The organism is Microcoleus sp. Pol7_A1 (assembly GCF_036701085.1).
Classification (GTDB): domain Bacteria; phylum Cyanobacteriota; class Cyanobacteriia; order Cyanobacteriales; family Microcoleaceae; genus Microcoleus; species Microcoleus asticus.
Map to the genome: position 1 here is coordinate 52,303 of NZ_JAUBQD010000040.1, position 16,459 is coordinate 68,761.

The window sequence follows — 16,459 nt, forward strand, 5'->3', positions numbered from 1 at the left end:
GTTGAGTTTATGCCTAATATTGAGCGATTGCTCAATAATTGAATTATACTAAGTAACCTTAAATACTGAACACTTCAAGAGTATTTGCAACATATATTCACAAGAGGTTAAAGATATGACAGGTAGAGCAAGCTATGACTTTGCTGGTAAAACGATTCTGATTACGGGCGGTGCTGGTGATATTGGTCGGGCTACTGCACAGCGTTTTGCCGCAGATGGTGCAGGTGTAGTAATCCTAGACTTAAACGAAGCGAAGATGGCAGAGGTTGCTCGCGAATTAGAAGCCTATAAAATTCCAGTTGCTACCTTTTGCTGCAATGTCACCAATTCTGATGACGTTGCTCAAGCCTTTTCTGGTGCTGTAGAGCAATTTGGGCGGCTCGATTATGTTTTTAACAATGCGGGTTATCAAGGAGTGTTTGCCAAAACCGACGAGTATCCTGAGGAGGATTTTAAAAAGGTCATTGATATCAATGTTGTCGGAGTTTTTCACATCCTCAAAGCGGCGGCACAACACCTACGCAAATCTGGTGGAGGAGCGATCGTCAATATGGCAAGCCATGCAGGAGTGGTTGGTCCTCCAAATATGCTCGCCTACTCAGCCTCGAAGTTTGCCGTAATTGGGATAACTCAGACAGCAGCAAAAGACTTGGCCCCCTACCACATTCGGGTGAATGCCGTCTCGCCTGCGCTGATTGGTCCCGGCGTGATGTGGACGCGGCAGACACAATTGCAGGCGGGTGTAGGCTCACAGTATTTTGATGCCGATCCTAAAGTGGTAGAGCAGCAAATGATTAATTCAGTACCGATGCGGCGTTTGGGGAGCCTTGAAGAAGTTGCTAACGGTGTAGCATTTCTCATGAGCGAGGAGGCAAGCTACATTACGGGGTTTAACTTGGATATGACTGGCGGACTCTAGGAAAAATGGTAAGTTGTTGTGCATCTAAGTTACATATTGAACTAATCGATTTAAGGGAAAATGAACAGGGTGAAAGGTAAAAGAGAAAACCTTTTCCCCTTCGCCTTTAACCTTTTTCCCATGAGTGCATATTGCTTTCTTAAATGTGTGCCAGCTTATTACTAAGTTAGCAATGTTGTCACCCAGGATTGGTGCTGCAATGTTTTGCTGCCTTGGAGTTTTTTAAGACCACTTTCCTTAACGTATTATGTAATAATGTATAGAAAGCGAGTTGAGCAAAAAATCCCTCTTTGAGCAGATACTCAATTATAGAGATCTACTCCTTAGGGGGATGCAACCTTCCTATAAGTGGAATATGAAAGAAGCCTTCTTAGAGCGGCGCGATGCCAGCAAAGCTGGCTTGCCCCTTCGGACTCGCAAGTTAGACCAGGCAGCTCACGCTGCTTGGCTCTACTACATTGCTGGGAACACACAGGAAGAGATTGCGGCAAAGCTGAACCTGTCCCGGCAGGCTGCACAGCGTTTGGTCGCACTAGCGGTGAGTGAAAAACCGATCAAATTTCGGCTCGATTATCCCCTGCGTGAGTGTATTGCTCTAGCTGAATCACTCAGAGACAAATTTGAACTATCGCTTTGTGAAGTGGTTCCAAGCGATGCAGGGAGCGGCGATACCTTGAACGGACTTGCTGTATGTGCTGCCAATCACTTAGAGACGTATCTTGTTGCTAAAACTCCAACAATCCTGGCCTTTTCCACGGGTCGTACTTTGCGATCGATGGTGGAACAAATCCCATCCATGCACCAACCTCAGCATAAGATTGTCTCAATTGTTGGGAATATGTCTCACTATGGGCGTGCGGGTCGTTATGAAGTGGTGATGCACTTGTCCGATCGCATTGGTTCCCAGGCGTATCCAGTGCCTACTCCGGTTGTAGCCACGAGTATTGAAGAACGAGAACTCTTGCAGACTCAGCGATCGTTTATCACCGTAAAAACCCTTGCAGAGCAAGCAAAAGCAACGTTTGTCGGGATTAGCCCAATTGACTGGAATGCACCGTTACATCAAGACGGCTTTATCAACGACGATGAAGTGAGCCAATTAATGGAACTGGGGGCTGTTGGGGAGATTGCAGGTTGGGCATACGATCGTCAAGGAGTCTTGATTCAATGTGTAACTAACAGCCGAGTTGCCGGTGTACCGCTCGAACAACCTGCTCAACGGCTGATTATTGGTGTAGCAGGAGGTGTGAAAAAAGTGGAGTCAATTTTGGCGGCTCTGCATGGGAAGTTAATTACGGGACTGATCACCGACGAAGTTGTCGCCCAAGCTATTCTTGAGAATGTCTAACTTTTCAGGGGTTGCCGAGTTGTTGGTGGTTGAGTTTTTTTTGCGGTTGACGATTCTAAGGCTATTTCATCGATGGTTTCGGCGTTTAGTTAAGCCGTTTGTGTTGGATTTGGTGTTAGATACGGACTTGTCTTATTCGCAGGTGTTGAGTCTGAGCCAAGGGTGGATTCATAAGGTGAAGCGTTCGATGGCTGAGAATTCTTGATATTCAGCAACGCCATTTTTCACCATCCTAATTAAGGGCATCAAGCGATCGCCTGATGCCCCGTGTCCTTACAGTGGAGTTGCTGATAATATGTCGATAAGATCGTGCATCCGATCGATAACTTGCAGCGCACCAGCCGACTGAAGACCATCTGCACGGCTTTTTCGTTCATCCTCGCTGATATGAGTTCCCCCTACATAACCGATAATCTGTCCAATTCCAGCAGCAACGGCAGCCCTGATCCCACTGAGAGAATCTTCAACTACCACGCAATCGGAAATTTCGGCATCCAGACACTTGACTGCATAGAGGTAGATGTCAGGAAGCGGCTTGGGCCGGGGAACGGGAAGAGAGTCGTGAGCGCTAAATATATGCTCGCTGGGGAAATAGTCGGTCAGGGCTGCAGAAGTAAGGCAAGCACTCAGCCGCTGTAAGCTGCTGTTACTTACTAGCGCATATTCAAATCCTTCGTCGCGCAGGTAAGACAGCACTTCGGGCGTTCCTTCTGTCGCTTTTGCCTCTATAGTCAGCCGTTGAATAGCTCTCTTTTCTTCTTCAGCCACTAGCCTGTCAATATCGCGCTCATTAAGACTGGTTAATGAGTCTGGGTAGAGCTTTTTGAGTATTTCCCTGTAGGGTTTCCCGGCGAAGCTTTTAACAAAGTCCTCAAGCTCATAGTATTGAGCGCCAGGGAACTCACGAGCCACTTCATTTGTCAGCCTCCATGCGCTCTCAAGTGCTATGGTTTCACTATCAACGACAGTTCCGTCATGATCGAAAAGCACCATTTTAGGATGCTGATAAAGCGGTTTCATTTAAAAGGCCTCCCTCACTGTAATTCTTAAGCGTAGTCAATAGTCCGTGGGTCTGGATATCTCGCAAAGCTTGTTGGCATTCATTATCTACGACCTCTGTGTGTTCGCAATTCTCCAATCCCAGAATCGCGCTAATTACTGCGCCTTCTTGAATCGCTGTAATTGCGCTTTCGGTATCCTTGGCATGATAGGGCTGACCAGACTCGCACGCCTCTTCTCTGACTGCAAGCAGCCACGCCGCAACGGGAAGTATAATCCGCTTCATGCTGACCTTTAGGCTATAAGCATCCTGAAGTATCGGAAATATATACTTGCCTATTTTCCTACAGGTTTCTGAAGAGATTCTCTCAGTAGTATCGGGAAGATCTTCGTTACTCAGCCTTAGTAACACCTGCTCCATATATTGTTCGCACATCTCGCGAGGCACTGGTGTTGCTGCCGCGATATCGTCCATGAGAAGCCGAGTAAACAACTGGAATTCCGGTAGGGCGATCGCCTCGTGCATATACTCTATACCTGCTCTAACAGCTAAACAGGCTATGAAGGAGTGTACTGCATTCAAGAATCTCGACTTCATATACAGGAAGGGAGTGATGTCGCTAGTCATAATCACGCCCGTATCTTCCCACTTGGGGCGATCGCCTGTGAAGTTGTCTTCCACGACAAACTGCCAAAATGGTTCGGTTACAATGGGTGCGCGATCGCGAACTTGCAACAGTCGGTTGGGGTAGTTATAGTCGGATTCCTGTTCTTGAGGCACAATCCTGTCTACCACTGAATTAGGGAACACCGCGCTATCCCTAATGTATTCTGCAAGCTGAGGATCGATCGAGTGAGCGTAAGCTAGCACTGCTTTTTGCAGGATATCCCCGTTTCTTGGGAGGTTGTCGCAAGAAAGAGTGGTGAACGGGGTCATTGAGCGATCGCGTCGTCGGCGTAGCGCCTCTACTATAAAGCCAATTGCAGTTGTTGGAGTGGAAGGATTTCGCAGATCGTGCGCGATGTCTTCATTCGCTGTGTCGAGGTTAAAATTCTTGTCTAGATGGTAGCCTCCTTGAGTAATTGTCAGAGTCACCAGATGCACAGAGGGAGACGCCATCTTTTCAAGCACATACTCGCACTTCTCTCTACCATTAACGATTTCCCTGATAGAACCTATAACTTCCGCTTCCTCACGATTTTGAGCGCAACTAGAGTGTTTGGTCAAAGTGTAAAGGAATCTCTGCGGTTTCAACCTAGTAATTGTCTGTTGACTCTTGAGGCTAACCCCACAAATCCCCCATCTCTGCTCTTGGGAATCCTTCTGTGCAAGATAGTTATGTATTATGCAGGCGAGGTGGCCCCTAAAAAAACGACCGGGCCCGAAATGGACGATACCAGTCTTAAGCGCCCTCCTGTCGTAAGGAGACTGTTCTCTCCACAAACCGGTTACAGTACCGAAGCGAGAACTTGAAGAAACACTGGGCGGTCTGAGTAAGTTAACCATGAGATTTCTTAAATAAGTTTGATAAGGTAAAATGAAAATTGGTCAGTCTGGGTATACCCAATGACCTACAAGCAACACAAATGTCTCAAACTGCGAAAATTTCGGGTATCCTTTGTGCCATCTACAAAGAAGCGTATTACCACATGGTAATTAGGGTGTGACAGATAGAGCAGAGAAAGAAAAAATTAGGTAAACCTAATTAATAATCAAAGCTCAATAGGTCATTAACCTGAAGTAAGGCACAAGAGTAGGCGACCTACTGCAACTTTGTTCAACTTTGGCAAGTGCGTAAGCCGAATGTATGTGCTATAAGGCGCAAATAGAGTGCTTTTAATTCTGGCTTGAGATTCCCCAATAACTCTGTAGACTTTGATGTTATTTCCCTCGGTTGCTGCTATCCTCCGCCTTCAGGAGAATCTACAAACAATTCTTTAGAGGTACTTAAAACAACAGGGTAATTAGGGTCTGACAGCTAGAACAGAGACAGAAGAAATCAGGTAAACTTAATTAAGTATCTAAAGATCGAGCAGTCATTAACCTGAAGTAAGGCACAAGACTACGCCACATTCTGCCACTTTGTTTAGCTTGGACAAGTGGGTAAGTCGAATGTCTTTCCTATAAGGCGCAGATAGACTGCTTTTAAATTATGCCTTTAGATTACCTAATAGCTCTGTATAATTTGTATGTTATTTACCTTGGTCGCTGCTATCATCTGTCTTCAGGAGAATCTACCAATAATTCTTTAGACGGAGTTATAACCACAATCAAGTGTATACTTCGCTACAAGCAGTTAATTTAGAGTTAGGCGTTTGTGTAGCAAGCGTCCAAAAAACAACGCTTGCCTTGAAAAATCCTGTCTGTAGCGGATGGCTGATACAGCATTGCAAGTCCGTTTCAGTCTGTCCATAAATTTTAAAAATTTCCTCACTCACAACAGGGATCTGCACTGCTGTTGAGCAAATCCTCCACAGACACCTGACAATCTGGAAATGCCAAAGGTGCTATTAAATCCGACTCGGCCAACACAACCGGGCTAGCATAACACTCTGCCCCTGGCTCCGGAAACACATACAATCGACGGGCATTGATATCTAGAATCCAATACTCCCTGATTCCTGACTGAGCATAAGCAGGGGCTTTCAATTCCCTGTTAGTTAAGTTAGATTGCTCCGTAGATGTTGCCCGCGCGCAAGAGTTATCTTGTTTGGACGAACGGCGGGCTGACTTGAATATTTACCGCGCACAATTGAGGCGCATCAAGAGTGAATTCGCTCTACTTTCATGAGGTAAAAGCTGACGGCAACAGCTTCTATAAAATTGGAATTACGACTCGACTAATTGAGGAACGGATAGCCGAAGTGCAGCGGGATGTGAGAGTCCATTAGTCAGAGGTTGCCATCAACTTGCTGGGATTGTAGGAACACCGAGCGAATGTGGAACTGTACTTCAAATACCGCTACAAAGCGTTTAATTATCGCGAGGCGCTCTCGCCCGGAACGCAAAGGTAGTGTTTGGTGGCCAGCGGTAGTAGGTGCTATTAACTTCCACGGTTTGATAGCGCTCGATATAGCGCGATCGAACCCAGAGCGAGGCGTTAGCTGGTGGGGATGAAGCACACCTTCCCAATGGTCGTAACTCCAACCTGAAGTGCCGATGTGAACAATCAAATCCGGGTTCGGTATCGCTTCCATGATTCGGATCGGGAAATCGCTACCACACAAACTTTCGTCCCAGCAGAGAGGGACTAAGAATTTGATATTTGAAAACTGGATGCGATTGAATTAGTTGGATCGATCGCTGCTACCTCGATCTGTAGCTTTTTCTGCTGCTTCCCGTGCCGGCGTAACTGCTTCGCCCACGTTATTTTTTACCGATTTTATAAATTTTTTGGTACTGGGGGCAATGGGTTGGTCGAGATTCAACTTTTCTCGGATATTGTCAAGTACACCACTGGCATCCTTCTCTGTATCGCTTGTTGGCTGCCGATCGGGACGGGCAACTTCGTAAGACGTAGCTTCAGGGGTTAAAGGTGTAGCGATCGCTTGCATTTTGTTGCCCGACAATTCCAATTCGGAGCTAAAAATCAGCGCTATTCCTACAGCAAAGATTATTACTACTCGCAGGCAAGTTGTAACTAAGCGCGATGTAAACTTTTTCATTGAAAAACTCTGTTTTTTCTGTAACTACTGTTATACAGAATAATTGCTGTTGTTGGTTTGCAAATCTATCTAAAGATAGGACTAGGTGTCAATTTATGGTGTTAGCATCCTTCCCAAATCAACCTCAACAAAAAAGTTTTTGGCGCTGCGGCGCCAACAGGCAACCGAGCGCAACTACGAACTCAAGAAAGGTACATTTACTACTTCCCCTGACACCGATCCGACTTGCACTTTCAGTCCTTCCCCGCCCGCTTTTGTGCGAATGTAAGCAAGACCAAAAAAGCCGGATTCAGTTTCGGCAATGCTGGTGAGTTTGCCGACTTTTTCCTCTCCGATTGTGACTGCTGTACCGGGTTCAACCGCACCGCTCAACTGCACTCCCCAAAGTTGCTGTTTGACTCCTTTGTAGGTGTTCAACCGGGCAATTGTTTCTTGACCGATGTAGCAGCCTTTGTCATAGGTAATCGTGTGTAAAAGGCGGGCTTCTAAGGGGTTGTAATCGTCTGTGAGTTCAAAATCGGGTGCGGGGCGTCCTTGTTCGATTCGCAGTTGTTCCCAAACTAGATCGCCCATCGGTACGGCCCCAGCTTTGACTAATTCCTTCCACAAGTTGGCTGCATCGCTTGCTGGCGCAATTAACGTGTATCCGGGAGTTGCTAAACCGCTACCAACCGCAACTCGAACCCCCCCTTCATCCCCCCCTTGGTAAGGGGGGGAAAGAGGGGGGGTTTTTATCAATTTGTGAGTAGCGTAAGGTTGATTTTCTAGTTCCGTAACTCCGATTTTTTCTAGTAACTTAGTGCTTTCCGGGCCGAGGATACTGAAAGCCACAGTTGTATCGGTTAAATCTGTTAATTCTACCCGATCCATTGGGAAAATATAGCGATCGAGCAATTCCAGCAGTTGGCGGCGGCGGTTGGCTGAGACTAGCAGGAGTACGGCATCTTCTGTCGCGTAAGCGGTGGCGAGGTCGATCGTCCGGGCGGTGGAAGTCACGAAAACGGTGTCGCAACCTTGACCGGGTTTGAGTATATTAAAGTTATTGGTACTTTGATTGTGCAAGAACCGCAGGCGATCGCTGTCTGAGATTTGAATGCGTCCCCAGTGAGTGCGATCGTACAAAGCCGCACCTTGTTTAGTTGCTGCGATCGCTTCTGCGTCGTTACCAAAACTGACTGGCACAATTTCTTTGGTTGTTAACTCTGCAAAAGTAGCACCAGCCGCTGCTTGAATGTCGTGCAATTCTTGAATCAGCATAAAATTTTGTTAACTGTTGACTGTTGACTGTTGACTGATGACTGATGACTGTTAACTACTGCTTTCCTGTCAACTGACAACTGACTATTTGCCCAAATTGGCGAATATTTCTTGTATTAATTGACTGGCTTTGGCATCAAGACGATTCCAATCTACATCCCCAGTGTCATCCTCAATCAAGCTAGTGTCAATTACGACTTCCTGGCTTTGCTGTTGAGTGTGGGCGGGCTGGTAGTTGACAAAGCAGACTCGATAGCAAAGTTCCCAAATATCGACGGATCTTTGCTCGCCTTGCTTCTCTAAAATTAGTTGATAGCCCGGAATCGGAATCTGCACTTCTTGATAAGTCCCCGTCCAAACTGACTCTTCTAATTGTTTGCGGATGTTGTCGAGCACTCGGATCATCGCTGGCTGCATGAGAAGTTCAGCTTGCTGCCACGCGATCGGGCTAGTTATTTTAGGCTTCATATACACGGTTCTAAAAAAGAAAATCAATAAATTCATTTTCTAGCATTGCGTGCCAACTTTTGAGACATCCGCCACAGAATGTTAAATTTAGTCGTCACCAAATTCAACAGTCAACCGTCAACAGAAATAGTTAAAGCCGTTCTCGGCTTGACGGCTAAAAACGGCTGAAACTGTTGATATTGAGTTATCGGATGGGCGATGTAGGATTTGAACCTACGGCATCCTGCGTGTAAAGCAGGCGCTCTACCACTGAGCTAATCGCCCAATTGCACTCACAGGGATTTATCATATCACAGTAACTCAGAAAGATCAAGTAAAAAAAATCCTAAACTTTAAATGCCCTCTGGCCGCACCCACGATCAAATAACCATGTGGACTTTGCCCTTAGTGGCAGCCCTCACCTTTGGCCAGACTCAGAGCAGCAACCTGACTTTGCTCGTTTCCGGCAGCTTCTTATTCGGCGGGCTGATGTTTGGCCCTGACTTGGATATCTACTCCTGCCAGTATCAGCGCTGGGGATGGTTGAAACCGATTTGGCTCCCGTACCAAAAAAGCCTGCGCCACCGCTCTTTTTTGTCCCACGGCCCTCTGATCGGCACTGCTTTGCGAATCTTGTACCTCGCTATCTGGATCGCGGTTTTCGGAGTGCTGGGATTGGCAATTGCCGAAAAAGTCGGGAACTTAGGCGGGAATTGGCAGGATGTGGTTTTGAGTTACGGCCGATCGATCTGGGAACACCACATCGAAATTTTAGCCGTTTACATCGGTCTAGAATTGGGCGCTATGAGCCACTATCTGAGCGATTGGGGCGGCTCGGCTTACAAAAGATTGAAAAAAAAAGGATTGAGCGGGTTGCGCCCTCCTAAGACAATTAAGAGGCCCAAAATCAAAGCTCCCAGTCGCACATCTAGCAAATCCATAGCAGAAGGAAGAAGGAAGAAGGAAGAAGGAAGAAGGAAGAAGTAATAAAATCAGCAGAAGGAAGAAGGAAGAAGAAAGAAGGAAGAAGGAAGATGTAATAAAATCAATGGTTGGAGCTCTTAACAACGTTATAACCGTCGGGCGCGGTTGATATAAAAGGTAAATTATTATGTCTAATTCTGAAAGTCGATCGCTCACAGCACTCAAAGAACTTATAGAAGTTGTGGCTAAATTGCGATCGCCAGACGGCGGATGTCCTTGGGATTTAGCCCAAACTCCCCAAACTCTAATTCCTCACATCATCGAAGAAGCTTATGAAACCGCCGACGCGATTCGCAAAGGAGATAAAGATGCGATCGTCGAAGAATTGGGCGACTTACTGTTACAGGTAATTCTGCAAGCTCAAATTGCCAGCGAATCCAATCAGTTTACCTTCGCCGAAATCGCTGCGGGCATTACAGAAAAACTAATTCGGCGACATCCCCACGTCTTTGGCGATGTCGAACTCAACAGCGTCGATGAAGTCAACGAAAACTGGGAAAAAATCAAAGCAGCAGAAAAAGGCACAACTTCGGAAAAGCCGCCAACTTTAGCCTCGAAAATGAGCCGTTATGCCAGCACTTTGCCGCCGATCGCCGCCGGGATGAAAATCTCTCAAAAAGCTGCGGAAGTGAGTTTTGATTGGGACAATGTAGAGGGCGTTTGGGATAAATTACACGAAGAAATGGCAGAATTTGAACACGCTCTCAAACACGAGGATAAGGCAGCGCAGCAGTCTGAATTGGGAGATATTATGTTTGTGTTGATTCAATTAGCACGCTGGTACGATTTAGATCCGTCGGCTGCTTTGCAAGGAACAAACGATCGCTTCGTGCAGCGGTTTGCAAAGGTGGAGGCTGCGTGCGATCGACCTTTGTCAGATTATGCCCCAGAAGAGTTAGAATCTCTGTGGCAGCAAGCTAAAGCTTTAATTGCTAAACAAAAGGGCGATCGGTAATCAATCACTCCCGATCGCTATTGTTAAGAACAGGCAAGATGCCTGTTCCACAACAACTCAATATTTTGCTTGTGGGCCGTTGCTCCTAGCCCGCACTATTGTTAAGAACAGGCAAGATGCCTGTTCCACAACAACTCAATATTTTGCTTGTGGGGTGGGCTTCTAGCCCGCCCTGAAAAACTGATTAACAATACTGCCAGATGCCAGCAATCAACTACTCGTAAAGCTTCGCATCGTTGTACGGCGGATGTTCGCAAGCGATATAAAGCGCATTTGTCGGTTCTAGTGCCTCTCCTGTCACCGGATCGATCGGCTTGAGGACAAAGCATAACAGAGAGAGCGATCGCCAATCCAAATTATCCAGCTTCCCACGTTCGTAACGGTTGACTGTTGCGGCACTGATACCCACATCTTTGGGTACGGGTTGATTTGTAGCTGTGAACAGCGCCTCTTCATATCCCTTTGTTTTGAACTCTGTTTCGCTGACAGACCAGCCTGTTGTCTGTCTTGCTGCTTTTAAAATCTTCCCCAAACGCATCCGCCCCGTTTCAGTGAAGCGAACGGGACGCAATTCCTGCTCTTTGTCTACCACAGCCTTGTTAGAGAGTCCTGACATTTTTCCCACCTACGTTAACTCTCAAACTAGCACAGCATCAATGATTGAGGGTTGCACGAGCAACATCTGAGCTGAAGAAGTTTAAATTCAATCTCTTTGCACTTGTGCAATAAGAATCTGATATAGTAATATGTAATTGACTCTAAACAGAACTTGCCTCTCAAGCCCTGAGTATACAGCTATGACTGCACTGTTTCGCCGCATCCAACCATCGAAAAAGCTCCGCATCACCGTCAGGTCGATCGCCCAACTGCTCAAAATCAGCCAAAATCAAATTAAGCGAGTCGAATCCTGGGCTTTCGTGGTGTTTGTGCACCGGCGGGACAGAGGCGGACAATTTCTCAGCTACCGGAAGCTGGAAGAATGGCAAAATGCGATCGCCCATCATATCCAAACCTGCCCCACTCTTAGAGAACTCTCGCAGCTCAAAACATCCATTCACTACGACAGCCGGAAATTCCAAAAACAATGTCTCCCAAAAACCCTTGACTTTTTAAATCAAATGTGTATTGAAAGACAAGACGAGCTCAACATTTGGGAAAGCTTAAACAGCATTGCTTCCTAGCAGAAATTAGGCAGATTTCCTTGCCCAAAACAGAAGCGAAACATTTGCGAGCAATTGCGAGATAAAATCACCCCAAAAATCACCCGCGAATGCTCCGCCACATCCGTGAAAGCAATCACGAAAGCAATTAAGACATTGCCTGAGCGATATAATCAAAATAAGGAGCTGCTTCCTTAGCATCATCCTGATTGAGCAAAGCCAAAGAAGCTTCCTTCAAACAGCGGATAGCTTCGACCATGCCCGGAACAGGAACGCCGAGAGAATTATACATTTCCCGAACGCCAATCAAACCGATGCTCTCGATCGGCTCCTTGTCACCCGCCAAGATACCGTAGGTAATCAGGCGCAAGTACCAGCCGTAGTCGCGCAGACACAAAGCCCGTTCGCGCTGGCCGTAAGCATTGCCCCCAGGAGAGATAAAATCAGGTCGTTTTTTCCAGAGTTTTTTACTAGCTTCTTCAACAATTTTCTTCTCACTGTCAGACAGCGCAGTAGCAATACGCACCCGCTGTTGTCCGGTTTTAAAGAAATCATTGATACTTTGGAGTTCGCCGGTACTGGGATAACGAAGTTCGTCGTCGGCTTGGAGAATTAATTGGCTAACTACGCTCATTGTTATTCAAATTTGAGGATAACATTAATAAACATTCCCATCAGTTGGCGACGGGATTCTTGGTTCGCAGACTTGCCTTGCTCCTAACATTTATCAATCCTAGAAGTAGAGGGTAAATCTCCCCAAGCGTTATGCTTGATGTTCAAGCCAGTTTCCTTGTGTTCCAGGGTACTGCGGGAAAAACTCAAAAATTGCGAGTGAGAGTTTGGATGTCGGCAGACTCTTTGACTGTTTAACGAGTTTTTGCTACATCGCCCCAACAGCCTATCGCACCGACGGGATCGAGGCAACTCGCGACAAGCTCGACTCCCCGGTTGAAGCTTGGCTTTAGCAGCAAGACGTTCAGCAGCAGGAAGACAGCCTGCAATTGAGCTTGAGTGCGATGGCTTGCGCCCCGCTTATTCGCTACGACTTATCTCAGGAAAGACAGAGCGATATTGCATTACCATATTAAATCCTACCACGACTACTTGTGACCAAATCTAAATTCCCCACCCCAAACTCGACGAAATTGGCAAACCCTTGCCAGCAAGGTCAACTGATTGAGATAGAGATTACTGACTTGACAGACACCGGCGACGGAGTTGGTCGTTTTGGTGAGTTAGTAGTTTTTGTGCCCGATACCGTGACGGGCGATCGAGTCCTTGTGCGCCTCGTGCAAGTCAAATCCACCTATGCTACAGGCAAGCTGGACACACTTCTCGAAACATCCGAACACCGCATCCGAGCTAACTGCATTGTCGCCGACAAGTGCGGCGGCTGTCAGTGGCAGCACGTAGATTATCAATATCAGCTTGCAGCCAAGCAAAATCAAATCATTCAAGCCTTAGAACGGATTGGCGGATTTAGCAATCCCCAAGTTGATGAAATTTTAACGGGAAAAATCGAGGGATTTTCCCAATTTTTGGGATACCGCAACAAAGCGACTTATCCAGTGGCAATATCTGCAACAGGTCAAGTCCAAGCAGGTTACTATCAAAAAAGCACGCACAAATTAGTCAATCTCAATCAGTGTCCGGTGCAAGACCCGCGCCTCAATCCTTTGTTAAAAGAAGTCAAAGAAGACATCCACTGGCGGGATTGGCAAGTCTACGACGAAAAGAAACATACAGGAGAATTGCGTCACTTGTCCTTGCGAATCGGACGGCGCACTGGCGAGATGCTGCTAACTTTAATAGTTCGCACTGGAGAGTTGCCGGGACTCGAAGAGCAAGCATCAGAGTGGCTGAAACAATATCCTCAACTGGTAGGTGTTTGTTTGAATATAAACCCCGCTCAAACTAATGTAATTTTTGGGACTGAAACTCGCTGCATTGCGGGTCGTTCTTATCTGCGAGAAAGCTTTGCTGGGATGAATTTTCAGCTAAGAGCCGATACTTTTTTTCAGGTAAATACAGAGGCGGCTGAAGCATTGTTAGAGGTGATTGTAGGGGAATTGAATTTGCAGGGCAACGAGGTTTTGGTTGACGCTTACTGCGGCATTGGTACTTTTACTTTACCCCTGGCAAAACAAGTAAAAATAGCAATAGGTTTAGAAGTGCAAGCGGCGGCCATCGAACAAGCCACATTAAATGGTGAGTTAAATGACGTGAGAAATGTCGAGTTTCAGGTGGGAACTGTAGAGAGTTTGCTGCCTTCCTTGGGATTGACACCGGATATTGTGCTGCTAGATCCGCCGAGGAAAGGGTGCGATCGCGCGGTTTTGGAAGCTATCAAGGAAATCAAACCAAATCGCATTGTTTATGTTAGCTGCAAGCCTGCTACTTTGGCTCGCGACCTGAAGATTTTGTGCGAAAATGGGGATTATAAGTTAGCGCGAGTGCAGCCGGCGGATTTCTTTCCTCAGACTTCTCATGTTGAGTGTGCGGCGTTTTTGGTCAGGTAAATGAAAGGGCGATCGAGCTTATTTGATTAAGTGTGAGATAGCATTTATTGCAAGTTAATTCTTTTGATGAGGTTCCCCTGATGCTTTTTACCTGATTAACTCGACAGAGAATGAAGATTAGGTATTTGTGGTTTGGGTTAGCGGCGATCGCCTGCTTCATGAGATTTTGATCGGTTCACAGCTTTTACTCAAAAAGTGTTCCTTGAATAGCCACGGGTAACTGTACAACAGATGTTTTCTCTTTCTTGCGGTGTTCTTGTGTGATTAGGTCAACCCCTTGTAATGTTGGGGGTCGCCAAAGTATTGAATCATCTGGGTCGTGGTCGCGCATCCGTTTCAATGCGGTGTCGCGACTATTCGTGGCATAGCAATAGCTACATCCAAAAAGGCAGGTTTCATAAGCACCGATATCCACTGACTCAACACAACCACAATCCTGTCGAGTAGGAGCAGCCTTGAGACGACTTTCTCTATCAGGTCGCAGCATCCTAACTATATCAATATCAATGCAGTGGGCTTTTTTAATACTTTCTCCTGCCAGATTATCATCACAGCACGAATACAACTTAATTCCCCGTGCAGCGGCAATATCATGTAATTGCTGAAGCAGTTGGCGTTTCTCCTCTAGACAGGGGCGATCGAACTTTACCTTGTACTTTTGTGCCACTTTCCCTAAGTTGCGCTCTGTTTTGCCGTAGAAGTCGACAAAAGAAAAGTAACAGCGCCGAGTGTAGCCTTCGAGGTGGCGACTGAGGAAATCAAACTGCTCTAGATGGAAAGAAGCTGGAGTCAAATCGCTAAGTACGATGGGGTCATATCGCCACTGGACTCGATCGGCAGAAAGACGCTGTGAAAGTTGCTTAAAAGTATCGATCGATACCGAAAGAGGCGGATTGCTGCTCTCTATTGCTTTTGGATAACCAATCATGGTGAAATGAAAATAGAAGCAGTAACCGCGATCGGTCAGAAAATCTAGGTGTGGCAGCAAAGGCTTGGGATTGCGAGTCCAAAACACAATAGCTAAGCAGTCTTCTGGTTGAAGTGAGACGCGGTATACTTGCCGGCTAAATGGGTTTACCCAATGGCAAAAACCTGCTCGAATGCGGTTGAGAAACCACTTCGAGTAGAAGGCTGGAATATCAGTTCGACGACTGGCACTGATAATTTTCATTGGACTTATGCGCTTGACACCTACAATTATTATATCGCACCTTTGACAAAAAAATCAACAAATGCAAAACCATCGTTCTTTTCATCCTTATATTGCAGATGCCTATACCGCTGTACATCAATGGCTTGCAACTAAACCAGAAGTCAATGGATATCAAAATATAAGCTCTTACAAGCAGTGTGATGATAATAAAGAACCTTTTAAAAGTGCGGCAGCTCAATATAGCCTTTATTTCCCCACACACTATTTTAAAGTCATCCACACCTTGGAAAATATTATTACTCCAGAAAAGTTGCTGACTTGGCTTGACCAGAATCGGAATATTTGCCTTGTGGATGTTGGGTGTGGTGCTGGCGCGGCTTCGATTGCTTTTGTAGAAATAATTTTACGTTTAAAAAAACAAAAAAAAATCACCCATCCAGTCAATATTTATTGTTTAGGTATAGACGTTAATAAATGGACTTTGGCAATATATAACAAGTTAATTACCCAAGTACAACCTAAAGTTGTTTCATCACAAATTAATTTGGAATTCCATACATTGCCCAAAAGTATTGGAGAAGCTGTAATTCCTGCAATACGCTGTTTGTCAAAAAAGCGGGAGCAATGGCAGCAACCATTTTTGTGTCACGTTTTAATGATTCACTCTACAGTTGTAGATTTGCTTAGCAGTCAGCACAAACGTGAACAGCAAGAATATGAGGATTTAAAAGAATTAGGAGGCATAGATTCAGATTTAATTGTTGGTAATTATGCTAAGTACAGCGAAGAATACGCCCTCGCCTATAAACTGTTATTTGAAGAAGTTCCAATCGATCGTCTCTCTGTAATTACGATTGGTACTGATGCAGACAGATTGCCAGTTCAAGAAATGTCAGATGCACTTGCTCAAGGATTTAAGTAGGTCGGCGAGAAAAAACAAAACTATGTTAAGATACATAAATAAAACTCTAGTTTTAGTGGGGTAACTAATATATGGGCGCTCGATTAAGAGTATTTCTGACTCAAAAGCAAGACAAAACCCTATTAAATCT

The 16,459-nt window shown here is 45.8% G+C and carries 19 protein-coding genes and 1 tRNA gene; 9 read left to right on the forward strand and 11 right to left on the reverse strand.

All coding sequences use genetic code 11. The features are described from left to right. Positions 1–115: 115 nt before the first annotated feature. From QUA20_RS21010 to QUA20_RS21020, 3 genes are all read left to right on the forward strand, one after another. Complete coding sequence (locus QUA20_RS21010; RefSeq protein ID WP_333190970.1) at positions 116–919, forward strand: SDR family NAD(P)-dependent oxidoreductase; 804 nt, start codon at positions 116–118, stop codon at positions 917–919. A 355-nt stretch (positions 920–1,274) separates the two neighbouring features. After that, on the forward strand, positions 1,275–2,267 hold the full coding sequence (locus QUA20_RS21015) for a sugar-binding transcriptional regulator (RefSeq protein WP_333190971.1): 993 nt from the start codon (positions 1,275–1,277) through the stop codon (positions 2,265–2,267). Then, positions 2,260–2,472 carry a hypothetical protein gene (locus QUA20_RS21020; protein ID WP_333190972.1) on the forward strand — a complete coding sequence of 71 codons (213 nt, stop codon included), beginning with the start codon at positions 2,260–2,262 and terminating at the stop codon, positions 2,470–2,472. The genes QUA20_RS21015 and QUA20_RS21020 overlap by 8 nt, the downstream gene beginning before the upstream one ends. Before the next feature lie 68 nt (positions 2,473–2,540). On the opposite strand, the gene QUA20_RS21025 is transcribed toward QUA20_RS21020, so the two are convergent. From QUA20_RS21025 to QUA20_RS32070, 3 genes are all read right to left on the reverse strand, one after another. Further along, on the reverse strand, positions 2,541–3,287 hold the full coding sequence (locus QUA20_RS21025; RefSeq protein WP_333190973.1) for an HAD family phosphatase: 747 nt from the start codon (positions 3,285–3,287) through the stop codon (positions 2,541–2,543). After that, positions 3,262–4,773 (reverse strand): mannitol dehydrogenase family protein, encoded by a 1,512-nt coding sequence (locus QUA20_RS21030; RefSeq protein ID WP_333190974.1) that lies wholly within the window; start codon positions 4,771–4,773, stop codon positions 3,262–3,264. The genes QUA20_RS21025 and QUA20_RS21030 overlap by 26 nt, the downstream gene beginning before the upstream one ends. A gap of 924 nt (positions 4,774–5,697) precedes the next feature. Further along, entirely contained in the window at positions 5,698–5,916 is a 219-nt protein-coding gene (locus QUA20_RS32070; RefSeq protein WP_445304693.1) for a Uma2 family endonuclease, read from the reverse strand. 119 nt (positions 5,917–6,035) lie between these two features. Between QUA20_RS32070 and QUA20_RS21035 the strand changes: the two genes are divergently transcribed. Beyond that, on the forward strand, positions 6,036–6,158 hold the full coding sequence (locus QUA20_RS21035; protein ID WP_333190975.1) for a hypothetical protein: 123 nt from the start codon (positions 6,036–6,038) through the stop codon (positions 6,156–6,158). Here QUA20_RS21035 and QUA20_RS21040 read toward each other — a convergent pair whose 3' ends face one another. The 5 genes from QUA20_RS21040 to QUA20_RS21060 form a co-directional block, all read right to left on the reverse strand. Next, entirely contained in the window at positions 6,159–6,464 is a 306-nt protein-coding gene (locus QUA20_RS21040; RefSeq protein WP_333190976.1) for a hypothetical protein, read from the reverse strand. It abuts the gene before it with no gap. Between the two features lie 90 nt (positions 6,465–6,554). Beyond that, complete coding sequence (locus tag QUA20_RS21045; RefSeq protein WP_333190977.1) at positions 6,555–6,932, reverse strand: hypothetical protein; 378 nt, start codon at positions 6,930–6,932, stop codon at positions 6,555–6,557. 174 nt (positions 6,933–7,106) lie between these two features. Continuing rightward, positions 7,107–8,186 (reverse strand): CAF17-like 4Fe-4S cluster assembly/insertion protein YgfZ, encoded by a 1,080-nt coding sequence (gene ygfZ, locus QUA20_RS21050; protein WP_333190984.1) that lies wholly within the window; start codon positions 8,184–8,186, stop codon positions 7,107–7,109. 87 nt (positions 8,187–8,273) lie between these two features. Then, on the reverse strand, positions 8,274–8,657 hold the full coding sequence (locus tag QUA20_RS21055) for a hypothetical protein (protein WP_333190978.1): 384 nt from the start codon (positions 8,655–8,657) through the stop codon (positions 8,274–8,276). Positions 8,658–8,849: 192 nt separating this feature from the next. Then, positions 8,850–8,921: transfer RNA gene (locus tag QUA20_RS21060), tRNA-Val, on the reverse strand. Between the two features lie 72 nt (positions 8,922–8,993). Here QUA20_RS21060 and QUA20_RS21065 point away from each other — a divergent pair. Together QUA20_RS21065 and mazG are read left to right on the forward strand one after the other, a co-directional pair. Beyond that, positions 8,994–9,623 carry a metal-binding protein gene (locus tag QUA20_RS21065; protein ID WP_333190979.1) on the forward strand — a complete coding sequence of 210 codons (630 nt, stop codon included), beginning with the start codon at positions 8,994–8,996 and terminating at the stop codon, positions 9,621–9,623. A gap of 124 nt (positions 9,624–9,747) precedes the next feature. Next, positions 9,748–10,575: a nucleoside triphosphate pyrophosphohydrolase gene (mazG, locus tag QUA20_RS21070; RefSeq protein ID WP_333190980.1), complete on the forward strand. Its 828-nt coding sequence runs from the start codon at positions 9,748–9,750 to the stop codon at positions 10,573–10,575. A gap of 214 nt (positions 10,576–10,789) precedes the next feature. On the opposite strand, the gene QUA20_RS21075 is transcribed toward mazG, so the two are convergent. After that, a complete protein-coding gene (locus QUA20_RS21075; RefSeq protein ID WP_172192721.1) occupies positions 10,790–11,191 on the reverse strand; it encodes a helix-turn-helix domain-containing protein in 402 nt (133 codons plus the stop codon). A gap of 181 nt (positions 11,192–11,372) precedes the next feature. On the opposite strand from QUA20_RS21075, the gene QUA20_RS21080 reads away from it, so the two are divergent. Continuing rightward, on the forward strand, positions 11,373–11,756 hold the full coding sequence (locus tag QUA20_RS21080) for a hypothetical protein (RefSeq protein ID WP_333036081.1): 384 nt from the start codon (positions 11,373–11,375) through the stop codon (positions 11,754–11,756). Positions 11,757–11,883: 127 nt separating this feature from the next. Here the strand turns inward: QUA20_RS21080 and QUA20_RS21085 are convergent, their stop codons facing one another. Then, the gene (locus tag QUA20_RS21085) at positions 11,884–12,369 is read right to left on the reverse strand and encodes an allophycocyanin subunit alpha-B (RefSeq protein ID WP_172185605.1); all 486 of its coding nucleotides are present in this window, start codon (positions 12,367–12,369) and stop codon (positions 11,884–11,886) included. Between the two features lie 472 nt (positions 12,370–12,841). On the opposite strand from QUA20_RS21085, the gene rlmD reads away from it, so the two are divergent. Then, entirely contained in the window at positions 12,842–14,254 is a 1,413-nt protein-coding gene (gene rlmD / locus QUA20_RS21090; protein ID WP_333190981.1) for a 23S rRNA (uracil(1939)-C(5))-methyltransferase RlmD, read from the forward strand. Positions 14,255–14,438: 184 nt separating this feature from the next. On the opposite strand, the gene QUA20_RS21095 is transcribed toward rlmD, so the two are convergent. Next, positions 14,439–15,425: a DUF1848 domain-containing protein gene (locus tag QUA20_RS21095; RefSeq protein ID WP_333190982.1), complete on the reverse strand. Its 987-nt coding sequence runs from the start codon at positions 15,423–15,425 to the stop codon at positions 14,439–14,441. Between the two features lie 61 nt (positions 15,426–15,486). On the opposite strand from QUA20_RS21095, the gene QUA20_RS21100 reads away from it, so the two are divergent. Then, entirely contained in the window at positions 15,487–16,329 is an 843-nt protein-coding gene (locus QUA20_RS21100; RefSeq protein WP_333190983.1) for a hypothetical protein, read from the forward strand. Positions 16,330–16,459: the final 130 nt, after the last annotated feature.

Excerpts from the sequence above, each read along its gene's own strand:
- QUA20_RS21010 (WP_333190970.1), top strand. The coding sequence starts at position 116 with ATGACAGGTAGAGCAAGCTATGACTTTGCTGGTAAAACGATTCTGATT.
- QUA20_RS21015 (WP_333190971.1), top strand. The coding sequence starts at position 1,275 with ATGAAAGAAGCCTTCTTAGAGCGGCGCGATGCCAGCAAAGCTGGCTTG.
- QUA20_RS21020 (WP_333190972.1), top strand. The coding sequence starts at position 2,260 with ATGTCTAACTTTTCAGGGGTTGCCGAGTTGTTGGTGGTTGAGTTTTTT.
- QUA20_RS21025 (WP_333190973.1), bottom strand. The coding sequence starts at position 3,287 with ATGAAACCGCTTTATCAGCATCCTAAAATGGTGCTTTTCGATCATGAC.
- QUA20_RS21030 (WP_333190974.1), bottom strand. The coding sequence starts at position 4,773 with ATGGTTAACTTACTCAGACCGCCCAGTGTTTCTTCAAGTTCTCGCTTC.
- QUA20_RS21040 (WP_333190976.1), bottom strand. The coding sequence starts at position 6,464 with ATGGAAGCGATACCGAACCCGGATTTGATTGTTCACATCGGCACTTCA.
- QUA20_RS21045 (WP_333190977.1), bottom strand. The coding sequence starts at position 6,932 with ATGAAAAAGTTTACATCGCGCTTAGTTACAACTTGCCTGCGAGTAGTA.
- QUA20_RS21055 (WP_333190978.1), bottom strand. The coding sequence starts at position 8,657 with ATGAAGCCTAAAATAACTAGCCCGATCGCGTGGCAGCAAGCTGAACTT.
- QUA20_RS21065 (WP_333190979.1), top strand. The coding sequence starts at position 8,994 with ATGCCCTCTGGCCGCACCCACGATCAAATAACCATGTGGACTTTGCCC.
- mazG (WP_333190980.1), top strand. The coding sequence starts at position 9,748 with ATGTCTAATTCTGAAAGTCGATCGCTCACAGCACTCAAAGAACTTATA.
- QUA20_RS21075 (WP_172192721.1), bottom strand. The coding sequence starts at position 11,191 with ATGTCAGGACTCTCTAACAAGGCTGTGGTAGACAAAGAGCAGGAATTG.
- QUA20_RS21080 (WP_333036081.1), top strand. The coding sequence starts at position 11,373 with ATGACTGCACTGTTTCGCCGCATCCAACCATCGAAAAAGCTCCGCATC.
- QUA20_RS21085 (WP_172185605.1), bottom strand. The coding sequence starts at position 12,369 with ATGAGCGTAGTTAGCCAATTAATTCTCCAAGCCGACGACGAACTTCGT.
- QUA20_RS21095 (WP_333190982.1), bottom strand. The coding sequence starts at position 15,425 with ATGAAAATTATCAGTGCCAGTCGTCGAACTGATATTCCAGCCTTCTAC.
- QUA20_RS21100 (WP_333190983.1), top strand. The coding sequence starts at position 15,487 with ATGCAAAACCATCGTTCTTTTCATCCTTATATTGCAGATGCCTATACC.